The following is a 17,082-nucleotide window of genomic DNA, read 5'->3' as shown; positions in this document are numbered from 1 at the left end:
GTGAATTTTCCGAATACCCTGCCACGAGGCATTCCATGCGTTTGAAGCTCCTGACCGTTGCGCTGGCTGCAGCTGCCATCCCCGCACTAGGCCATAGTGAGGACCTGGTGGAAGCGTATCAGCAAGCCCTGCTGAACAACCCCACCCTGGCCCAGGCCAATGCCCAGTATCTGGCCACCCGCGAATCGATCGCGCAGGCCCGGGGCGCCTTGCTGCCGCAGATCAACGGCACCGGCAGCTTCAGCCAGACCAATGGCAACAGCTACAGCCTGTCCAGCGCCGTACCGGTCTACGCCACGGTACCGACCTCCAATGGCGGCACGGCGCTGGTCCGCGACTACGGCGCCCAGAGTCTGGTCACCAACGGCGGCACCACCGGACATACCCGGACCATGGCCTGGACCGCGACGGCCAGCCAGACCCTGATCAACTTCGCCCAGTTCGGTCAGGTCCGGGTGGCCCATGCCAGCACCGCCGCCCAGGAGCAGAGCTACGAAGCCGCCCTGCAGACGCTGGCCTATAACGTCGCCCAGGCCTATCTGACCATCCTGACCGATCAGGAGCAGCTGGCCTACGCCCAGGCCAATGCCTCCGCCTTGAAGGGCCAGTTCGACCAGGCCCAGGCCCAGTTCGACAACGGTCTGACCGCGATCCAGTCGTTGCTGCAGGCCAAGGCCGCCTACCAGCAGGCTCAGGCCATCGTATATACCGATCAGGCGACCCTTGCGGATGACCGCGAGGCGCTGACCCAGCTGACCGGCAAGCCCACCGGTCAACTCAAGCGCCTGCGCTATGACATGCCGCTGGATCCGCCGCAGCCGGCCAGCGAAGCGTTGTGGGTCCAGAAGGCGCTGAACAGCAATCCGACCCTGCTCAGCAGCCAGTACACCGTACAGGCCGACGAACGCAGCATCGACGTGGCCCGTGCCGGCCATCTGCCGACGCTGAGTGCCAGCGCCAGTTACAACAACTCCCGCAGCTGGTATCAGCACGGCGGCAGCCCGACCTCGACCGGCAACAACGGCGATACCGTCATCGGTGTCTCGCTGAATATCCCGATCTTCAGCGGCGGGGTGATCCAGTCCCAGGTCCGCGAAGCGATCTACAACCGTGATGCCGCCGTGGATTCGACCGAGGCCGAGCGCCGCACCGTCACCCGCAACACGCTCAACAACTATCGCCAGATCCTGGCCGGCATCAATACGGTGCAGGCTGATCGGCTGGCCGTGGAGTCGGGCCTGAAATCCCGCGACGCCACCGTCGCCGGCTACACCGCGGGCACGGAGAACATGATCGATGTGCTGAATGCCCAGCAGACCTTGTTCAGTGCCCAGAGCAGCTATACCACTGCTCGTCACCAGTTCGTGCTGTACCAGCTGGCACTGAAGCAGGCGGCCGGCGTGCTGGGTCTCAGCGACCTGACCCAGGTCAACAATCTGCTGACCGCCGATTCCAACGGGCTGCCGCCTCTTTCTCCGTAAGCCGTTTCATGGATGGGAGCTGATCGTCAGTGCAGCGCGCTGTCGATCAGCTGCATCACCCGACCGACGGCGCCTCGCTCGCGCTCGAATACCCGGCGGCCTGCCTCGCCCATCTGCGCTCGTCGCTGCGGATCGGCAAGGCAGGCTCCGATGGCCCGGGCCAGTCCGGCAGCATCGCTGATCCGCTCGGCCGCACCGGCCTCCAGCAGACTGGATGTGATGCCTTCGAAATTGAAGGTATACGGACCGACGACGACAGGTCTGGACAGCGCGGCAGGCTCCAGCACATTGTGGCCGCCGATCGGACAGAGGCTGCCACCGACAAAAGCGACGTCCGATGCCGCGAAGAACGGCATCAATTCTCCCATCGAATCGATCACGAAGACCTGATGTTGTGGTCCGGCCAGTCGATGCTGACGACGGGTGGCGACCGCAAATCCCTGCCCTCTCGCGTGCGACTCCAGCAATCGAAACCGCTCGGGATGACGCCCGGCAATCAGCAGCAGCGCATTTGGCATCTGCCTGAGCAGGGCGGCATGTGCCTGCCACACGGCGGCTTCATCCCCTTCATGGGTACTGGCCGCAATCCATACCGGCCTGTCCTCGCCCCAGTGCCGACGCCATTCCATGCCCTTTTCCATGGCATTGGGCGGCACCTGGGTATCGAACTTCATATAGCCGGTGACCCCGACCCGCTCGGCCGGAGCACCCAGCTCGCGATACCGTGCTGCATCGGCCTGCGACTGAGCTGCTACATAGCTGACACAGGCCAGCGAGTCCGAAACCAGTCGCCCCAGAGCACGATATCCCCGCATGGAGCGCTCGGAGAGCCTGGCATTGACGATCAGCAGGGGAATGCCGCGCCGCTGGCAGGCACGGTACAAGTTGGGCCAGATCTCGGTTTCCACGATGATGGCAAGAGCCGGGCGGATCCGCCCCAGAAAGGAAGCCACCGCGAAAGGCAGATCGTAGGGCAGGTAGACATGGAAGAGCGAATCGCCGAACAGCTGTCTGGCCCTGGCCGAGCCGGTGGGCGTGACCGTGGTCAGCACCAGTTGCCGCTCCGGATATCGAGCCTGCAAGGCCCTCACCAAGGGTTCGGCGGCATTGACCTCACCGACGGAAACGGCATGCACCCACAGGCTTTGACTGAAGCCCGGCGCCTTGAAGCGGCCGAAACGTTCGCGCCAGCGATAGTGGTACTGCCGGTTGCGTACGCCCCGGAACAACAGCCGGGCCACCACCACGGGCATCGCCAGGTACATCACCAAGGTATACAGAAAACCCAAGATCGCAGAGTCCGTGTAGGGGCGGCCAGTATACGCGAAGCGCCGGGCGGCCTCGGGTGGCAGGCTGTCGCCCGATCCTGCCTTGCCGTCACGATGACTGACCACCTGCGGGCACTGAACCTGCGCCTCGGCTCCTGCTAAACTGACCGGCTATGCCCGGAGCCATCCCCAAACCCTTCCCCTCCCATCTGCTGGGCCCTCGTCACTGGGGTGCCTGGCTGGGCCTTGGCATGGCCAAACTGATCGCCATGCTGCCTTATCCCGCCCAGATGTGGCTGGGGCGCCGGCTGGGTGCGCTCACCGTGCGATGGGGTTCCTCGCGCCGCAAAGTTGCCGACCGCAACCTCGCTCTGTGCTTTCCCGATCTGCCGCCGGACCAGCATGCCGCCCTGCTGGAAGCGAATCTGCGTGATATGGGCCTGATGGCCGTGGAATTCGCGCTAGGCTGGATGACTCCTCGCCGCGCCTGGCCCCGGGTTCCAACCCGGATCGAAGGCCTGGAGCATCTTCAGGCCGCCTTGGCGACCGGTCGGGGAGCCATCCTGGTCGGTGGCCACTTTTCCCATCTGGAAATTGCCGCTCGCATGATAGGCAATGCCACTACGGTGGCAGGCATGTACCGCCGAATGGATTCGGAAGTCTTCGAGTGGGCCGTACTGCGGGCCCGCCTGAAGCGTTATGCCTACGCCATGTTCGAGAAAGACGATCTTCGCGGCACCGTGCGCCATCTCAAACAGGGAGGCACCTTGTGGTACGCCCCGGACCAGGATATGCGCAGCAAGGACAGCCGTTTCGTGCCGTTCTTTGGCGTGCCGGCAGCCACCATTACCGCAACCCATCATCTGGCCCGGATGTCCAATGCGCTGGTGCTGCCTTTCCAGCACCAGCGGCTGCCGGACAATGCCGGCTACGTCCTGCGACTCGGTCCGCCACTGGAAAACTTTCCCAGTCAGGACGTGGATGCCGACACGGCACGGATCAACCTATGCATCGAGCAGATGGTGCGGAAGGCTCCCGAGCAATATCTGTGGGTGCACAAGCGCTTCAAGACTCGCCCGCCGGGTGAGCCGGGGATCTACTGAAGGAAAGATCGCCCTCCCGCCACGCCGGCATCGGCCGGCAACACCGACAGCCCGGCGAAAGCCATCCCCCCGATAGTGCCCCCCATACGCTGATGGCGACATGCCCGGCCGCTGTCCGGGCGCCTATGGCCATCGCGATCTCCCACTTGCTGATGGTGCTTCCTTGTCCAGTCGTCCCGTTCCGATCCTGATGTACCACAACATCGCCCGGGTCCCGCGCGAGATCGAGCGCTATCGCAGCCTGTATGTGTCACCGGCCCGTTTCGCACGGCAGATGAGTCTGCTGCATGGCCTGGGTTACCGTGGCCTGTCGATGCGCGATGCCATGCCCCATCTGCGCGGCGAGAAGGCCGGCAAGGTGGTCGTCATCACTCTGGATGACGGCTATGCCGACAATCTCGAGTCCGCCCTGCCGGTCTTGCAGCGCCACGGCTTTACCGCCACCTGTTATGTGGTCAGCAGCCGGGTCGGTCAGTACAACCGGTGGGATGCAAGCAAACTGGGCATCTGCAAACCCTTGATGAGCCCTGCGCAGCTGCAGGAATGGACAGCGGCCGGCCAGGAAGTCGGAGCCCATACCCGCAGTCACCCACACCTGACCCGCTGCAACGACAGCGAGCTGCGAGACGAGGTGCTGGGCTCGCGGGCCGAATTGGAAGACCTGCTGGGTCAGCCGGTCACCCAGTTCTGCTATCCCTACGGCGATCATGATCCCCGGGTGGTGCAAGCTGCCATCGAGGCCGGCTATCACGCCGCGACCACCACTCGCCGCGGCCGCGCCCGGCCGTCGGGAAGTCCCGGCCTGTGGGAATTGCCGCGCATCCAGATCGCCCGCCATCACCTGCTGCCCCAGTTCGCCTGGCGCAGCTTGAGCGGCTACGAGGATCGCCGCCGATGAAATTCCTGCTGATCGGTACCAACCCCGAGCATACCGGTGCGGCGACCCATTTCATTGCCTTGGCCCAGTCACTGGCCGAAGCCGGCCACCAGGTCAGTGCCGTGCTGTATCCGGACGGACTGATAGCGACACAGCTGGCCGGCAGCGGCATCCGGATATATCCCTCCAGGTTCCGCAATATTCTGGATCCGCGCGGCTATGCCACGTCGGTCAAGGCCATCCGGGACCTGCGGCCGGACTGGCTGATCGGCAACTTCGGCAAGGAGTACACGCCGATCCTTCTGCTGGGTCGTTGCTTCCGTATTCCGGTCGCCCTGTTCCGGCACCGCACGCCCCCCATGCGCAAGATCTCTGCGGCCTTGATACCACGGCTGGCCCACTGCTTTGTCGCTGTCTCCGCTCATGCCCGCCAGGCCTATCTGGATCAGGGCATTGCCCCGCAGCGTGTCAAGGTGATCTACAACTCGGTCAACACCTTGCAGTTTCGCCCCGATGCCCGCCAGGGGCAGCGCATGCGCTACGAGCTGGGCATCCCCGGTGAGGCCATCGTCGTCGGATACTGCGGGCGCATTCATGGCAGCAAAGGTATTTTTTCGTTGCTGGCTGCGCTGGATCTGGCCATGGCCGAGGAGCCTCGTCTGCATGCCCTCTGGCTCGGCGACGGTCCCGAAGCCGATGAACTGGCCGCGGCCATCGCGCGCAGCCCCTTCGCCGACCGCCATCGGCAGGTGCGTTGGGTGGCCACTCCGCAGATCTATTATCCGGCCTTCTCGATGCTGGCCTTCCCCTCGCTGGCGACCGAAACCTTCGGCCGGGTGTCGATCGAGGCCCAGGCCTGCGCCCTGCCGGTGCTGGCCAGCGATGTCGGTGGCAGCCGCGAGACGCTGATCGATGGTGCCACCGGCCTGTTGCTTCCGGCCGGGGACGTCGAGACCTGGAAGCAGGCCATTCTGAAGGTCTGTGACGACAGCTATCGTCAGCAGCTGGGTGAAGCCGCTCGCCGCTTCGTGGTCGACAATTTCTCCAATCCGGCCATCGTGGGTCGCTTCATCGAGATGCTGACCGGCAGCCTGGATCATCGGCTGCGCACCGCCACCACAGCGGCCGACTCCGGGGCGAGTCTCGACCCGCCAGCGCCCGGCTGAGCCTCAGTCCCTGCGGTCAGCCTCGTACAGCTTCGCGTATTTCAGAAAGGCATAGAAGGCATGGATCCGGGCTGACACATAGCCGGCCCAGCCCTCGCGCCAGTGGCCACGCCACAGGTAATAGCGCCAGAACGCCACGCTGGAATACAGGCACAGCCGCCAGCACACGCCGGTATCACGGCGTTGTCTCAGGTCCCCCAGTTGCAGGCTGGAATAGCGGTTGGCCTTGTCCACTCGCTGGGCGATGTCCGGCTGGCCGAGATGATCGAGCACCACCGCCAGGCGGGAGACGTCGCCCTCGACCTGTACCGTCTCGTGAACCTGCAGATCACTGAGCCGGGCATGGCGGCGATCGAACAGCCGGACATAATGGTTGAGACGGCTGCGCGGGGACTGCCAGCGCCAGAGAATCCACTCGCGACGCCATAGCTGGTAGCCGCGGGCATGACCGGTCGCCAGCGCGGCGCGGATCAAGGTCTCGGACCCGACCGGCAAGGCCTCGTCCGAATCCAGCAGCAACACCCAGTCGTAGCGAGCCAGGTCGACGGCGGCCTGCTTCTGGCGGGCATAGCCGGCAAACGCCTGACGATGGAAGTCCGCCCGATGATGCGCGGCAATCGCCGGACTGGCATCCGTCGACCCCGAATCCAGTACCAGCCGCTGTTCGGCCCAGCCCACGCTGGCCAGGCAGGCATCCAGCGTGGCAGCACTGTTGAAACTGGTGATCACCACCGAAATCGGCTCAGACATCGCCGTCATCATCCCCCGGGCCGGTCACGTACAGGCTGGCGCACCACACCGCCAGCAACCAGGCGCTCAGCAAACCCCACCAGGCCGAATAGAAGGCCAGGTGGGTATTGCCGGGGAACCACACCGCAACCACGGCCACCGTGGCAGGAAAAGCCAGCCCACGCCGTGGGGGCGGTCGCTGCCGCCAGCAACGCCAGGCCAGCGCGACAGCGGCCAGCCAGCACAGCGCGCCCAGCAGGCCGGTCTCGGTCAGTACCTCCAGCATCCACTGATGCGGATGGCAGGCACCTTGACCGGGCCCGCAACGCTCGATGCCGACGAAACGATCATCGGCTGCTGCATAGGCGGGGTAAGCATGCCTGAATTCGCGAACCCCCACCCCGGTCCAGGGATGGGCCGCGACCATCCGTGCCGCAGTACTCCAGATCTCGACCCGCCCGGTCAAGGCCGTATCCAGCCCCTGGCGGGAGCCATCCAGAAGCTGCAGGCTGCGCTCAGCACGGGCATGAAAGCGCGGCGAGACCTGCCAGCCGACAGCCGCGAAAACCGCCGCCAGCCCACCGGCCAGGATCAGCACGCTCGCCATGTGTCGCCACGAACGTACCGCGCGCCAGCAGAACAGCAGGCCGACCAGCGCCAGCACGATCCAGGCCGAGCGCGCGCCGGACAAGACCACCGGCCCGGCCACCAGCAGCCAGCCCGCCAGCATGCCACGCCAGCCCCATACGCGCTGTCCCAGCCAGAGCACGAAAGGGGCCAGCGCGGCCAGCACCGGGCCCAGTTTGAGATTGCCGGCACCGAAGATCCCGGTGATCCGGTCCGCTTCGGCCGCGCCCCCAAGACTCCAGCCGCAAGCCATCTGCAGCCAGGCATCCAGACACCAGACCAGTACCAGCAGCGCCGTGGCGGTATACAAGGCGTGCAGGCGCCCGACCGTGGCCAGCACCCAGCCGATGTACAGACCCAGGGGCAGGTAACGCAACAGCCCCAGGCAGACCAGGGCGGTCCTGCCCGGATGCAACGACAACGGGACCGACAGAACCGCCGCCAGCAGATAGGCGCCGCACAATCCCAGCCACAGCCGGGCTGCCGGTTCCGCCTGCGCCGGCCGGCGCCTCCACAGCCATACGGCACCGGCCGCACACAGCAAGGTCCCAATCTCGGCACTGCGCCCCCAGGGCAGCAAGGCCGGGATCAGCCAGCACGGCAGCAAGGGCGAGCGCAAAGCCGCACGCAGTGTCGAAGACAACATCAGCATCCTGGAAGTCCGGCCGGAACAGGCACGCGCCGGCTCGTGGTCAATCGACATCGTTCTCCGCTGCAGTTCTTGGTACCGGCCGGCGGCCGCCCGGCTGTCGCGGAGTCGGATCGGTGCTCATCATATACCAGCGCACGGGCGGCTCCCGGAACCTGGCGTTCAGACCGGCGGGCGCCGCGCAGCCGCGACCCGGGCATAGACCCGCAGGGTGGCCGCCTGCATCGCTGCCAGATCCGGTGCCTGCAACGGCAAGGGCGGCTGCGGCTTGAGCAGCAGCCCCGCCACGGTGTTTGCCAGCGCCTCGGCATCCGCCAGCGGCACGGCACCCTGCGGATAGTGGCGGACCAGCAATTCCCCCACCCCTCCATGGGCAAACCCCACCACCGGCCGCCCCAGCGACAGGCCTTCCAGCACGGTGCGCCCCAAGGCCTCGGGCTTGTCCGACAGTTGCAACACGATATCGGCCATCGCAAAGATTTCGCGGATATCCGTCTGGCTGGGACTGAATTCGACCTGTTCGGCCACACCCAGCTCCGACGCCAAGGCCTTCAGCTCGGCCAGATAGGCCTCGCGCCCCGGCTCCACCACGCCGGGCATCCACAGCCGCACGTCCAGTCCTCGCGCCCGCAGCCGTGCCAGCAGCTCCAGACCGTGCCGATGCCCTTTCAGACGGGTGCCTCGGCCAGGCAGCACCAGCAAGCGGCCACCGGCCAGACGTGGAAACCGCGCCGCCCAGTCCGCCAGCCACGCGGCTGACGGTTGATGGCCGCGCGGAAAGGCCCGTGCGTCCACTCCGCGAGGAATCACCGTCAAGCGATCGTCCGGAAGCCACGGATAATGTGTTCCGATGTAATCGCGCACGGTATCGGACACGGCAATCACCGCATCGGCACGCACCATGATCGAACTGTAGCGCCCCGGCGAATTGAGGCCGTGCACGGTACTGACCACCGCCGGTCGCGACGGAAGACCTCGCATCGCCAGAGCGGCCAGCCAGGCCGGCAGCCGCGAACGCACATGCACGATGTCGGGCTGGATCGCCGCCAGCTGGCGTCGCAAAGGCAAGATCGCGGCCAGACTGCGCAGCGATTTGCGCCCCAGGTCCAGCGTCAGGTGCTCACTGCCTTCGGTCTGCAGTGCTTCGACCAGACGGCCGCCCGCCGATATCACCAGTGAACGATGGCCGGCCGCCGTCAGCGCGCGACCGATCTCAAGCACCGAGCGCTCGGCCCCGCCGGCCTGCAGGGCCGGAATCAACTGCACGACCGTCAGATGCGAGGATCGCCCGTACATCTCAGCTCACCCCGGGCCGCAAGCCCGGAGACTCAGTCGCGAAGCACGTAACGGGCACCGCAGTACTCGCAGACCGACTCGCCGCCCTCATCCTCGATCGGCAGGTAGACCCTGGGATGCGAATTCCACAAGGCCATGCCCGGCATCGGACACGACAGCGGCAGGTCCGCACGGGTGACCTCATAGCGGTTTTCGGCATTGGCAGCGATCAGCTTGGGGGCCGGGGACAATTGCGAGGACATGAACCACTCCAGACGAGCCGGAAAGCCTGACTCTTCGGACGCCAATCATAGCAGCGCCCCCCCCTGCGACGATATGGCCTGCCGCTGCCACAAAGCAGAACGGGCCCCGCAGGGCCCGTTCTGTCACCGGATCGAAACCGATTTACTTGGCCGCTTCGGCTTCGGTGGTGATATGCAGGGTCACCTCGTCGCTGACCATCGGCGCGTACGCGCCCAGGCCAAACTCCGAACGCTTGATCACGCCGGTGGCGTCGAAGCCGATCGCCTGCTTCTTCACCATCGGGTGCAGACCGACCTTGTTCAGCTTGGCATTCAGCACCACCGACTTGGTCACGCCATGGGCGGTCAGATCACCGGTGATCTTGAAGCGGTTGCCGCCCAGCGGCTGCACCTTGGTGCTCTTGAAGCTGACATCGGCAAACTTGGCGGCATTGAAGAAGTCGGCGCTCTTCAGATGGGTATCCAGTGCCGGCACATGGGTGTCCAGCTTGTCCAGCGGCATGGTCACCTCGACCGAGGACTTGGCCGGGTTGGCTTCGTCATAGACGATGGTGCCGGTGCTGACGCCGATGTCGGCGGTCGGGTTGGAGAAGCCGAAGTGGTTCCAGCTGAAGAGGACCATGGTATGGGTCGGATCCAGGGTATAGCTGACCGGGGCGGCTTGGGCCACGGCGGCGCTGCCCAGCAGACCGGCAAACACGAGAGCAGGCATCAAACGCATAACGATTCTCCAATAGCAGTCAGGAATAGGGTGTCATTTATGAGGCGAAAGGCCATTGAGGACCTGTTGCGCCACGATGCGGACAGGCGGTTCGCCTGCCGGGAATTTCGCTGGCATACCGTCGTCGCTGTCCCGGTGTTTGCGACCATCGCTCTGGGCGAGTGTCGGCAAGATCCGGCAGCGATTGATCCGGCAGATACGGCCCGGTCGAAAATCAGTTTCATGATTGACAGTCTCCCGAGACGCACCGCAGGATCAGCGGCGACATGACACCAGTCTATGCCTGCCTCGCATTACAGGACAGTCAGGCCGTTCAGAACATACTGTTTACCATTTGATGCCAATGCCCCCGACGCCTTCTGAAAACCACGCGATCACGAATCACTGGATCGTGACCGACGGGGCCGCCGGCAACCTCAGGCAGGCTGAAGCCTTGGCCGAGGCCCTGCAGCTGCAGGCCCGACCCATGCGGGTCCAGCTGCGACAACCGTGGTCGACTTTCGCCCCGCGATGGATCCGCGGACTGCAGCACGGACTGATCGGCGCCGATGCCGGCCGTCTGCAAGACGCCCCGCCGCAACTGGTGATCGGCTGTGGTCGCCAGGCGGCGGCAGTGACTCGCTGGCTGCGTCTGCGTGGACAGGGCCGATGCAAGGCCATCCAGATTCTGGATCCCGGCATCGCCCCTCACCACTGGGATCTGGTGATCACCCCGGCCCACGACAATCTGCGGGGGGCCCGGGTGCTGAACCCTCTGGGCTCACTGCACCCGGTCGACGACCGCTGGCTGGCCGAGGGCCGCCGTTGCTGGCCCGCGCTGGGCCTCACTGGTTCGCCTCGCATCGGCTTGCTGCTGGGCGGGCCTCGGCGCGGAGTGGCGATCGACATCGATTATGTGCAAAACCTGTTCCGGCAGATACAGCTTCATCTGCTGGGTGATCGTGGCAGCGTATGGGTACTGTGTTCGCGGCGGACTCCGCCAGAATTGCAGGCTCTGGCTCGTCGCTGGACCGCAACCCATGCAGGGCTGTGCTGGACCCGTCCCGAAGACGGTGCCAACCCCTATCAAGGCGTTCTGGCCTGGGCCGACCGGCTGGTGGTGACCCCGGATTCGGTCAATATGCTCAGCGAGGCCTGCGCCACCGGACGACCGGTACATGCCCTGTTGCCCGTCGTCCCCCTGCCCTCGCGACTGGCGAAATTTGTGGAGGCACTACAGTTGCGCGACCTGTTGCGTCCGCTGCTTGACACCCGCGCCGCCGCCATGCCATGGCGAGAAACCGCCGAGGTGGCCGCTGAAGTCCGCCGTCGGCTGCGACTGCCGACCAACTAGCCGGGCATGCCTCCTCGGCGCATCACAATGGCTTCCTCCCTGCCCTCGCGAGCCGGGTAATAACGAGGACGACGCCCGATTTCCACAAAACCCAGACTTTGATACAGGCTCAGCGCATGCGGATTGGAGGGACGCACTTCCAGCAGGACACTGGCCACGCCCTGCTGGCGAGTGCTGGCCAGGATATGCCTCATCAGATGCCGCCCCAGACCTCGGCCCTGCCAGTCGGGAGCGATGCAGATATTCAGGAGATGGGCTTCATCGACGCCATAGGCCAACATGGCGTACCCGCCCAGCTGCCCACCTGACTGCAGCAGCCACCCCTGATAGCCGGAACGCAGGCAGTCACTGAAAATGCCCGCACTCCAGGGGAATTCGTAGGCGAGGATCTCGACCTGCATGATGGCCGGCACGTCTTCCAGCCGCATGGGCCGGATCCGGAAATCCTGCAGCGGAATCCGCTCCGCCTGATTCATGCCGGATCTCCGGCGGCCGGCAACTGCTGCCGGATGGAGCGCAGGGCCTGCCACAGCCAGCGCTTGCCGGCCGCCGTCAGCAGCTGGGCGGGATCGCCCAGCACATGGCGGGCCGACTGCGGATACCGGGTCGCCAGCATGGACTCAAGGCCGGCATCCAGCAGCAGATACGTCGCGGCCGGCAGCAGCGTCATGCCGGTCGATTCCACACTGACACAGCCGATCCGGGCCAGCGCCGGGCCACCGGCCTGCAAGGCCCGCGCCAGCAGATCGCGGATCCGGGTCGGGCATCCCTGCGGCACCAGCACGATGCAGCCGATTTCAGCGGCGTCCGCCGTCGCGCCAGCTGCCCGAACGCTCTCCCGCCGCAGGCGCCAAGGCTGGATGCCCATGGCCTGCAGCTGCTGCCGGCGACGTTCCGCTCGGGAGCGGTCCAGCGGCTGCGCCATCATCCCCTCCGGCGCGGACGCCGCCGCAAGGCCAGCCGGCCCCACAGTGTCAACAACGGGCCGGAGAGCACATACAGCGCAAACAGACCCAGCAGGACCTTGGGCGGATCAATCGCCAGCAAGACCAGAATGAGCACACTGGCAATCACCCACAAAAACGGAATACCGCTCTGACCTTCACCGCCAGGCAAGGATTTGAAACTGTAATAACGCAGACGACTGACCATCAGCAGGCCGATCACGATGGTGATCACCGCCGTCGGCATCGCCAGCGTGGAGCGATCCACGCCCAGTCGATCCATGGTCCAGACATAGGCCATCGTCGTCATCGCCGCCGCGGTGCTGCTCAGGCCCTGGAAATAGCGCTTGTCGACCACGGCCACCTGGGTATTGAATCGCGCCAGCCTCAGCGCGGCACAGGCTGCGTAGACAAAAGCCGCCGTCCAGCCGAACTTGCCCCAGGCTGCTCCCCAGGTCTTCAGCGAAGACAACGACCAGCTGTACAGTACCAGTGACGGAGCCAGACCGAAATTCAGCAGATCCGAAAGCGAGTCGTACTGCACCCCGAACTCGGTCTGCGTGCCCGTCATGCGGGCGACGCGACCATCCATGCCATCAAGCACAGCGGCTACCACGACGGCCATGGCCGCTTCCGTGAAGTGCCCATCAATCGCCGTGACGATGGCATAGAAGCCGGCAAACATCGCGCCGGTAGTGAACAGATTGGGCAGCAGATAAATACCGCGATGGCGGGGTTTGCGGTTTGAACTGCTTTCACTCATAAATACATCCGTAAAACCTGGTCGCCGCAGTGTAAACCATCCGCGCTCCAGCGACGCCGCGAGGCGGTCCTGCCGGCCTGCCATGCCGGGCTCGGCCGTGAGCGCGGCCGGCTCGCCGTCGGCCACCATCGCCCCCTATACTTGTGTTTTTTCCGTTGGATAGATACCTCATGCGCCTCAGCCAATTTCACCTGGCCACCGTCAAAGAAGTTCCGGCGGATGCCGAGATCGCCAGCCATCAGTTGATGCTGCGCAGTGGCATGATCCGCAAGCTCGCTGCCGGGCTTTATACCTGGACGCCGCTGGGCCTGAGAGTGCTGCGCAAGGTCGAGGCCGTGATCCGCGAGGAAATGAACGGCATTGGCGCCATTGAAATGCTGATGCCGTCGGTGCAGCCACGTGAACTCTGGGAAGAAACCGGACGCTGGGAGAAATTCGGCGGCCAGTTGCTGAAAATCCGTGACCGCAAGGAACAGGAATTCTGCTACGGCCCGACTCACGAAGAAGTGGTGACCGATTTTGCCCGTCAGGAATTGCAAAGCTACAAGCAATTGCCGCTGAGCGTATTCCAGATCCAGACCAAATTCCGCGACGAGATCCGTCCGCGTTTCGGCGTGATGCGGGCCCGGGAGTTTCTGATGAAGGATGCTTATTCCTTTCATCTGAGTGCGGAATCGCTGGCAGAAACCTATGCCGCCATGTATGGCGCCTACAGCCGCATCTTCACCCGTCTTGGCCTGCGTTTCCGTGCGGTGCAGGCCGATACCGGCGCCATCGGCGGCAATGCCAGCCACGAATTCCAGGTCCTGGCCGAAGCCGGTGAAGATGCGCTGGTGTTCTCCGATGGTTCCGACTACGCCGCCAATATCGAAAAGGCCGAAGTGCTGGCTCCGGTGATCACACGCCCGGCCGCTACGATGGCGATGGAAGCGGTAGAGACGCCCAGCCAGAAGACCTGCGAGGAAGTCGCCGAACTGCTGGGCATTCCGCTCAGCCATACCGTGCGGACCCTGGTCTTTGCCGATGCCGAAGGCATGGTGATCTACCTGGTCCGCGGCGATCACCAGTTCAACGAGATCAAAGCTGCCCGCCTGCCTGTCCTCGCCGGCCGCGAGCTCGAACTGGCCAGCGAGGGCCAGCTGCGAGCCTATCTGGGCGAGCAGGCCGAAGCCGGCTTCCTGGGTCCCTTGCACACGGCCAAGCCGGTGCTGGTGATCGCCGATGCCGCCGTGGCGGTGATGGCGGACTTCGTGGTCGGGGCCAATCGCCGTGGCCATCACTACCGCGGCGTCAATTGGGGCCGTGATCTGGCCGAGGCCGACGTGGTCGCCGATATCCGCAATGCCGTCGCCGGCGATCCATCGCCCGATGGTCAGGGGCAACTGCAGTTGGCCCGCGGTATCGAGGTCGGCCATATCTTCCAGCTGGGTTCGACCTATGCCGAGGCCATGAAGGCCACCGTCCTGAACGACCAGGGCAAGCCGCAGACCCTGACCATGGGCTGCTACGGCATCGGCGTCAGCCGCATCGTCGCGGCGGCCATCGAGCAGAGCCATGATGCCGAGGGCATTGTGTGGCCGGTGCCGATGGCCCCCTGGAAAGTGGCTGTCTGCGTGATCAACCCGAAATCCAATCCCGAGATCACGGCTGCCGCCGAAGCCCTTTACCTGAACCTGAAGGCCCGAGGTCTGGATCCGCTGCTGGATGATCGTGGACTTCGTCCGGGGGCCATGTTCGCCGATATGGAATTGATCGGCATTCCGCATCGGGTGGTGGTCAGCGAACGCGGATTGCAGGCCGGCACCTATGAATATCGGCGCCGCGCCGGCGGTGAATCGGAAGCCTTGAGCGAAACAGACTTGATTCAGCGACTGGGCTGAACTTGAGCCCCATTGCGGGGTCTGTCATTCCAGAACTGTCATTGCAACACACCCATGCGGGTGGAATGGTTTCGGCCATTCCACCCGTTGCTTTTTGTGCCGACATATTGAGACGGAATGCCGGGCTTTTTTTGCAATGAATCTGATCTTGCGACAGAATCCTGTCGACACCTGGCCACGCGAAGGATGCGCCCGGCCGGCGTGTTTTCAATAAATCGCTGCCAAATAATTACAAGGAGCTCTCCGCATGGCGATTGACATCAAGAACCTCAATCCGAAACAGCTGAATGAACTTATCAGCCTTGCCCAGGTTCGCCAGACCGAACTGAAGCGTGAAAACCTTTCCAAGCTCCGTGACAAAGTGCTGGACCTGATCAAGTCCGAAGGCTACAGCTTCGAAGAGGTATTCCCTGCCGGTCGGGCCAAGGCTCCTCGCGGCACCGGTACCGTGCCGCCAAAATTTCGCAATCCCGCCAATCCGGAGCAGACCTGGACCGGTCGCGGCAAACGTCCGCACTGGTTCAGCGATGCGCTGAAGGCCGGCAAGCAGCCGCAGGATCTCGCCATCTGAATCCGGCTTGATCCCGGCAGGGCGCGATCCATACCGCGCCCTGCCACTTACAGATTGCGGTTGTGTCGCGGCGTAACCAGCAGGTCGCCAAACATCAGGCCCGCCACCAGACTGACCATCATCCCCAGCAGCACCACCCCACTGGCCACACCCAGTTCTCCGGTAGGTGTCAGCATATGTGACACGCTGCGATAGCCCGAACTGCCGGGCACCAGCAGGATGATGCCCGGTTCACGGATCAGAATGCCGGGTCGGTCAGCATATTTGGTGAAGACATTCGCCAGCGCCCCCAGCAACAGGCCGGCCAGAAACAGACCCAACGGCGCCGAAGCATCGCCCATGGTCAGCTCGCCGCCCCAACGGGCCGCAAAATAACCCAGAGCCACCGCTCCCATCACCACAAGCCAGTCCCGCCGTGCCGCACGAAAGGAAATGGCGAAGGAAAACGAACCCAGCAACAGCGCCGGCAGACTGGTCCAGGCAGGCAGCGGCACAATAAGGTGTTCCTGCGGAACGATGCCCAGCATCGCGCAGAGCTGGAAACCGCCGACGGTGCCGAAGGTCAGCTTCAGCAGGCTGGCGACCGCCCCGCCGAAACGGGCTACGCCAGCCACCAGATGCTGGCTGGAAATCTCCCGCACGGCCGTAGTCAGGGCCATGCCAGGCATCAGGATGATCAGACTGGCCAGCACCACCGAACGCAGGGACAGCGGTGCCACATAGACACTGATCAAGGTGGCCACCAGGCTCGCCATCAAGGCGCACAAGGCCTCGCTGGCGGCAAACAGACGGGGCCGCGAGCCGGCCAGCACCATCACCGTGCCGGTCACCAGACCGATCAGCCCGGAAGTGATGAGATCGGCCAGGCCAGCGTGCATCAGCAAGGTCACGATGCTGGCGGCAGCCAGGCCGTAGCTGCCGATGATCGCCAGTTTGGCAGGCATCCGGTCGGGGGCGGCCAGCAGCTGCAACTGATGCATGCCCTCACGCAGCGCCATGTGACCGGCCACGACCAGATCGGCGATCCGGTCGGCTTCGCACAGCCTGCGCAGATCCACATCGCCCGGCACCAGCCGGATCACCTGGGTCTGGGCCATGGTCTCGGGACCGCCGGAGGCCTCGGTAAACGAGGTGATGATCGCCGTCGGGCTGGACCATACCTCGGCTTCCAGTCCCAGTCGCTGGCCTGCGGTGGTGATCACCAGCTCCAGACGCGAAGCACTGGTACCGTACTGATGCAGATGCCGGGCCAGGGCCATCAAAAAAGCGATGCGGGATTCGAACGGCGCCAGCGCCGGTTCGAACAACTCGGGCTCGGGCGCATAAGGCACCGATGAAATGGACGTATTCACGGATGGATCGGAAGACTCGACGGACAAGCCGGGATTGTCCACCATCGCCGACCGATACGCAGCATCCGGCCCCTCCATGC

General features: G+C 64.6%; 17 protein-coding genes. 7 read left to right on the top strand and 10 right to left on the bottom strand.

From position 1 onward, the window contains the following. Positions 1-35 precede the first annotated feature (35 nt). A complete protein-coding gene (locus FRAAU_RS02420; protein WP_014401983.1) occupies positions 36-1,481 on the top strand; it encodes a TolC family outer membrane protein in 1,446 nt (481 codons plus the stop codon). 26 nt (positions 1,482-1,507) lie between these two features. Here FRAAU_RS02420 and waaA read toward each other — a convergent pair whose 3' ends face one another. Next, positions 1,508-2,770: a lipid IV(A) 3-deoxy-D-manno-octulosonic acid transferase gene (gene waaA / locus FRAAU_RS02415; protein ID WP_041270754.1), complete on the bottom strand. Its 1,263-nt coding sequence runs from the start codon at positions 2,768-2,770 to the stop codon at positions 1,508-1,510. A gap of 152 nt (positions 2,771-2,922) precedes the next feature. On the opposite strand from waaA, the gene lpxL reads away from it, so the two are divergent. The 3 genes from lpxL to FRAAU_RS02400 all read left to right on the top strand — a co-directional run bounded on the left by lpxL (position 2,923) and on the right by FRAAU_RS02400 (position 5,895). Next, positions 2,923-3,852, top strand: a complete 930-nt coding sequence (gene lpxL, locus FRAAU_RS02410) for an LpxL/LpxP family Kdo(2)-lipid IV(A) lauroyl/palmitoleoyl acyltransferase (RefSeq protein WP_014401981.1) — start codon at positions 2,923-2,925, stop codon at positions 3,850-3,852. Positions 3,853-4,042: 190 nt separating this feature from the next. Continuing rightward, a complete protein-coding gene (locus FRAAU_RS02405) occupies positions 4,043-4,750 on the top strand; it encodes a polysaccharide deacetylase family protein (protein ID WP_052317958.1) in 708 nt (235 codons plus the stop codon). Next, entirely contained in the window at positions 4,747-5,895 is a 1,149-nt protein-coding gene (locus FRAAU_RS02400; RefSeq protein WP_014401979.1) for a glycosyltransferase family 4 protein, read from the top strand. The genes FRAAU_RS02405 and FRAAU_RS02400 overlap by 4 nt, the downstream gene beginning before the upstream one ends. Before the next feature lie 3 nt (positions 5,896-5,898). Here FRAAU_RS02400 and FRAAU_RS02395 read toward each other — a convergent pair whose 3' ends face one another. The 5 genes from FRAAU_RS02395 to FRAAU_RS02375 form a co-directional block, all read right to left on the bottom strand. Further along, a complete protein-coding gene (locus FRAAU_RS02395; protein ID WP_014401978.1) occupies positions 5,899-6,645 on the bottom strand; it encodes a glycosyltransferase family 2 protein in 747 nt (248 codons plus the stop codon). Next, complete coding sequence (locus tag FRAAU_RS02390; RefSeq protein ID WP_014401977.1) at positions 6,638-7,897, bottom strand: O-antigen ligase family protein; 1,260 nt, start codon at positions 7,895-7,897, stop codon at positions 6,638-6,640. Before FRAAU_RS02390 ends, FRAAU_RS02395 begins: the two co-directional genes overlap by 8 nt. 165 nt (positions 7,898-8,062) lie before the next feature. After that, positions 8,063-9,196: a glycosyltransferase gene (locus FRAAU_RS02385; protein WP_014401976.1), complete on the bottom strand. Its 1,134-nt coding sequence runs from the start codon at positions 9,194-9,196 to the stop codon at positions 8,063-8,065. Between the two features lie 32 nt (positions 9,197-9,228). Next, complete coding sequence (locus FRAAU_RS02380; RefSeq protein ID WP_014401975.1) at positions 9,229-9,438, bottom strand: zinc-finger domain-containing protein; 210 nt, start codon at positions 9,436-9,438, stop codon at positions 9,229-9,231. A gap of 142 nt (positions 9,439-9,580) precedes the next feature. Beyond that, positions 9,581-10,159, bottom strand: a complete 579-nt coding sequence (locus FRAAU_RS02375) for a YceI family protein (protein ID WP_014401974.1) — start codon at positions 10,157-10,159, stop codon at positions 9,581-9,583. 391 nt (positions 10,160-10,550) lie between these two features. Here FRAAU_RS02375 and FRAAU_RS02365 point away from each other — a divergent pair, with 391 nt between their 5' ends. Further along, positions 10,551-11,492 (top strand): mitochondrial fission ELM1 family protein, encoded by a 942-nt coding sequence (locus FRAAU_RS02365; RefSeq protein WP_245546427.1) that lies wholly within the window; start codon positions 10,551-10,553, stop codon positions 11,490-11,492. Here the strand turns inward: FRAAU_RS02365 and rimI are convergent. Genes rimI through FRAAU_RS02350 form a run of 3 tightly spaced genes read right to left on the bottom strand, consistent with a single transcriptional unit; the run spans position 11,489 to position 13,199 of the window. Then, positions 11,489-11,968, bottom strand: a complete 480-nt coding sequence (gene rimI, locus FRAAU_RS02360) for a ribosomal protein S18-alanine N-acetyltransferase (RefSeq protein ID WP_014401972.1) — start codon at positions 11,966-11,968, stop codon at positions 11,489-11,491. The two genes, FRAAU_RS02365 and rimI, sit on opposite strands and share 4 nt — an antisense overlap. Continuing rightward, positions 11,965-12,417: a DNA polymerase III subunit psi gene (locus tag FRAAU_RS02355; protein ID WP_014401971.1), complete on the bottom strand. Its 453-nt coding sequence runs from the start codon at positions 12,415-12,417 to the stop codon at positions 11,965-11,967. The genes rimI and FRAAU_RS02355 overlap by 4 nt, the downstream gene beginning before the upstream one ends. Beyond that, the gene (locus FRAAU_RS02350) at positions 12,417-13,199 is read right to left on the bottom strand and encodes a CDP-alcohol phosphatidyltransferase family protein (protein ID WP_041270749.1); all 783 of its coding nucleotides are present in this window, start codon (positions 13,197-13,199) and stop codon (positions 12,417-12,419) included. Before FRAAU_RS02350 ends, FRAAU_RS02355 begins: the two co-directional genes overlap by 1 nt. A gap of 170 nt (positions 13,200-13,369) precedes the next feature. Between FRAAU_RS02350 and FRAAU_RS02345 the strand changes: the two genes are divergently transcribed. Together FRAAU_RS02345 and FRAAU_RS02340 are read left to right on the top strand one after the other, a co-directional pair. Further along, positions 13,370-15,079, top strand: a complete 1,710-nt coding sequence (locus tag FRAAU_RS02345; protein WP_014401969.1) for a proline--tRNA ligase — start codon at positions 13,370-13,372, stop codon at positions 15,077-15,079. A gap of 247 nt (positions 15,080-15,326) precedes the next feature. Further along, complete coding sequence (locus tag FRAAU_RS02340) at positions 15,327-15,650, top strand: H-NS histone family protein (protein WP_014401968.1); 324 nt, start codon at positions 15,327-15,329, stop codon at positions 15,648-15,650. A gap of 47 nt (positions 15,651-15,697) precedes the next feature. On the opposite strand, the gene FRAAU_RS02335 is transcribed toward FRAAU_RS02340, so the two are convergent. After that, complete coding sequence (locus FRAAU_RS02335) at positions 15,698-17,080, bottom strand: threonine/serine exporter family protein (protein WP_014401967.1); 1,383 nt, start codon at positions 17,078-17,080, stop codon at positions 15,698-15,700. Positions 17,081-17,082: the final 2 nt, after the last annotated feature.

This window comes from Frateuria aurantia DSM 6220, assembly GCF_000242255.2.
GTDB classification, from domain to species: Bacteria; Pseudomonadota; Gammaproteobacteria; order Xanthomonadales; family Rhodanobacteraceae; genus Frateuria; species Frateuria aurantia.
Note: the sequence above shows the minus strand (reverse complement) of the source record. Positions and strands in the feature narration are given on the sequence as shown.

Bases quoted from the DNA above. Each gene is read 5' to 3' on its own strand.
- FRAAU_RS02385 (WP_014401976.1), bottom strand. From the start codon at position 9,196: ATGTACGGGCGATCCTCGCATCTGACGGTCGTGCAGTTGATTCCGGCC.
- FRAAU_RS02400 (WP_014401979.1), top strand. From the start codon at position 4,747: ATGAAATTCCTGCTGATCGGTACCAACCCCGAGCATACCGGTGCGGCG.
- FRAAU_RS02375 (WP_014401974.1), bottom strand. From the start codon at position 10,159: ATGCGTTTGATGCCTGCTCTCGTGTTTGCCGGTCTGCTGGGCAGCGCC.
- FRAAU_RS02350 (WP_041270749.1), bottom strand. From the start codon at position 13,199: ATGAGTGAAAGCAGTTCAAACCGCAAACCCCGCCATCGCGGTATTTAT.
- FRAAU_RS02355 (WP_014401971.1), bottom strand. From the start codon at position 12,417: ATGGCGCAGCCGCTGGACCGCTCCCGAGCGGAACGTCGCCGGCAGCAG.
- FRAAU_RS02345 (WP_014401969.1), top strand. From the start codon at position 13,370: ATGCGCCTCAGCCAATTTCACCTGGCCACCGTCAAAGAAGTTCCGGCG.
- lpxL (WP_014401981.1), top strand. From the start codon at position 2,923: ATGCCCGGAGCCATCCCCAAACCCTTCCCCTCCCATCTGCTGGGCCCT.
- FRAAU_RS02380 (WP_014401975.1), bottom strand. From the start codon at position 9,438: ATGTCCTCGCAATTGTCCCCGGCCCCCAAGCTGATCGCTGCCAATGCC.
- FRAAU_RS02395 (WP_014401978.1), bottom strand. From the start codon at position 6,645: ATGTCTGAGCCGATTTCGGTGGTGATCACCAGTTTCAACAGTGCTGCC.
- FRAAU_RS02405 (WP_052317958.1), top strand. From the start codon at position 4,043: ATGTACCACAACATCGCCCGGGTCCCGCGCGAGATCGAGCGCTATCGC.
- FRAAU_RS02335 (WP_014401967.1), bottom strand. From the start codon at position 17,080: ATGGAGGGGCCGGATGCTGCGTATCGGTCGGCGATGGTGGACAATCCC.
- FRAAU_RS02390 (WP_014401977.1), bottom strand. From the start codon at position 7,897: ATGTTGTCTTCGACACTGCGTGCGGCTTTGCGCTCGCCCTTGCTGCCG.
- FRAAU_RS02420 (WP_014401983.1), top strand. From the start codon at position 36: ATGCGTTTGAAGCTCCTGACCGTTGCGCTGGCTGCAGCTGCCATCCCC.
- FRAAU_RS02340 (WP_014401968.1), top strand. From the start codon at position 15,327: ATGGCGATTGACATCAAGAACCTCAATCCGAAACAGCTGAATGAACTT.
- rimI (WP_014401972.1), bottom strand. From the start codon at position 11,968: ATGAATCAGGCGGAGCGGATTCCGCTGCAGGATTTCCGGATCCGGCCC.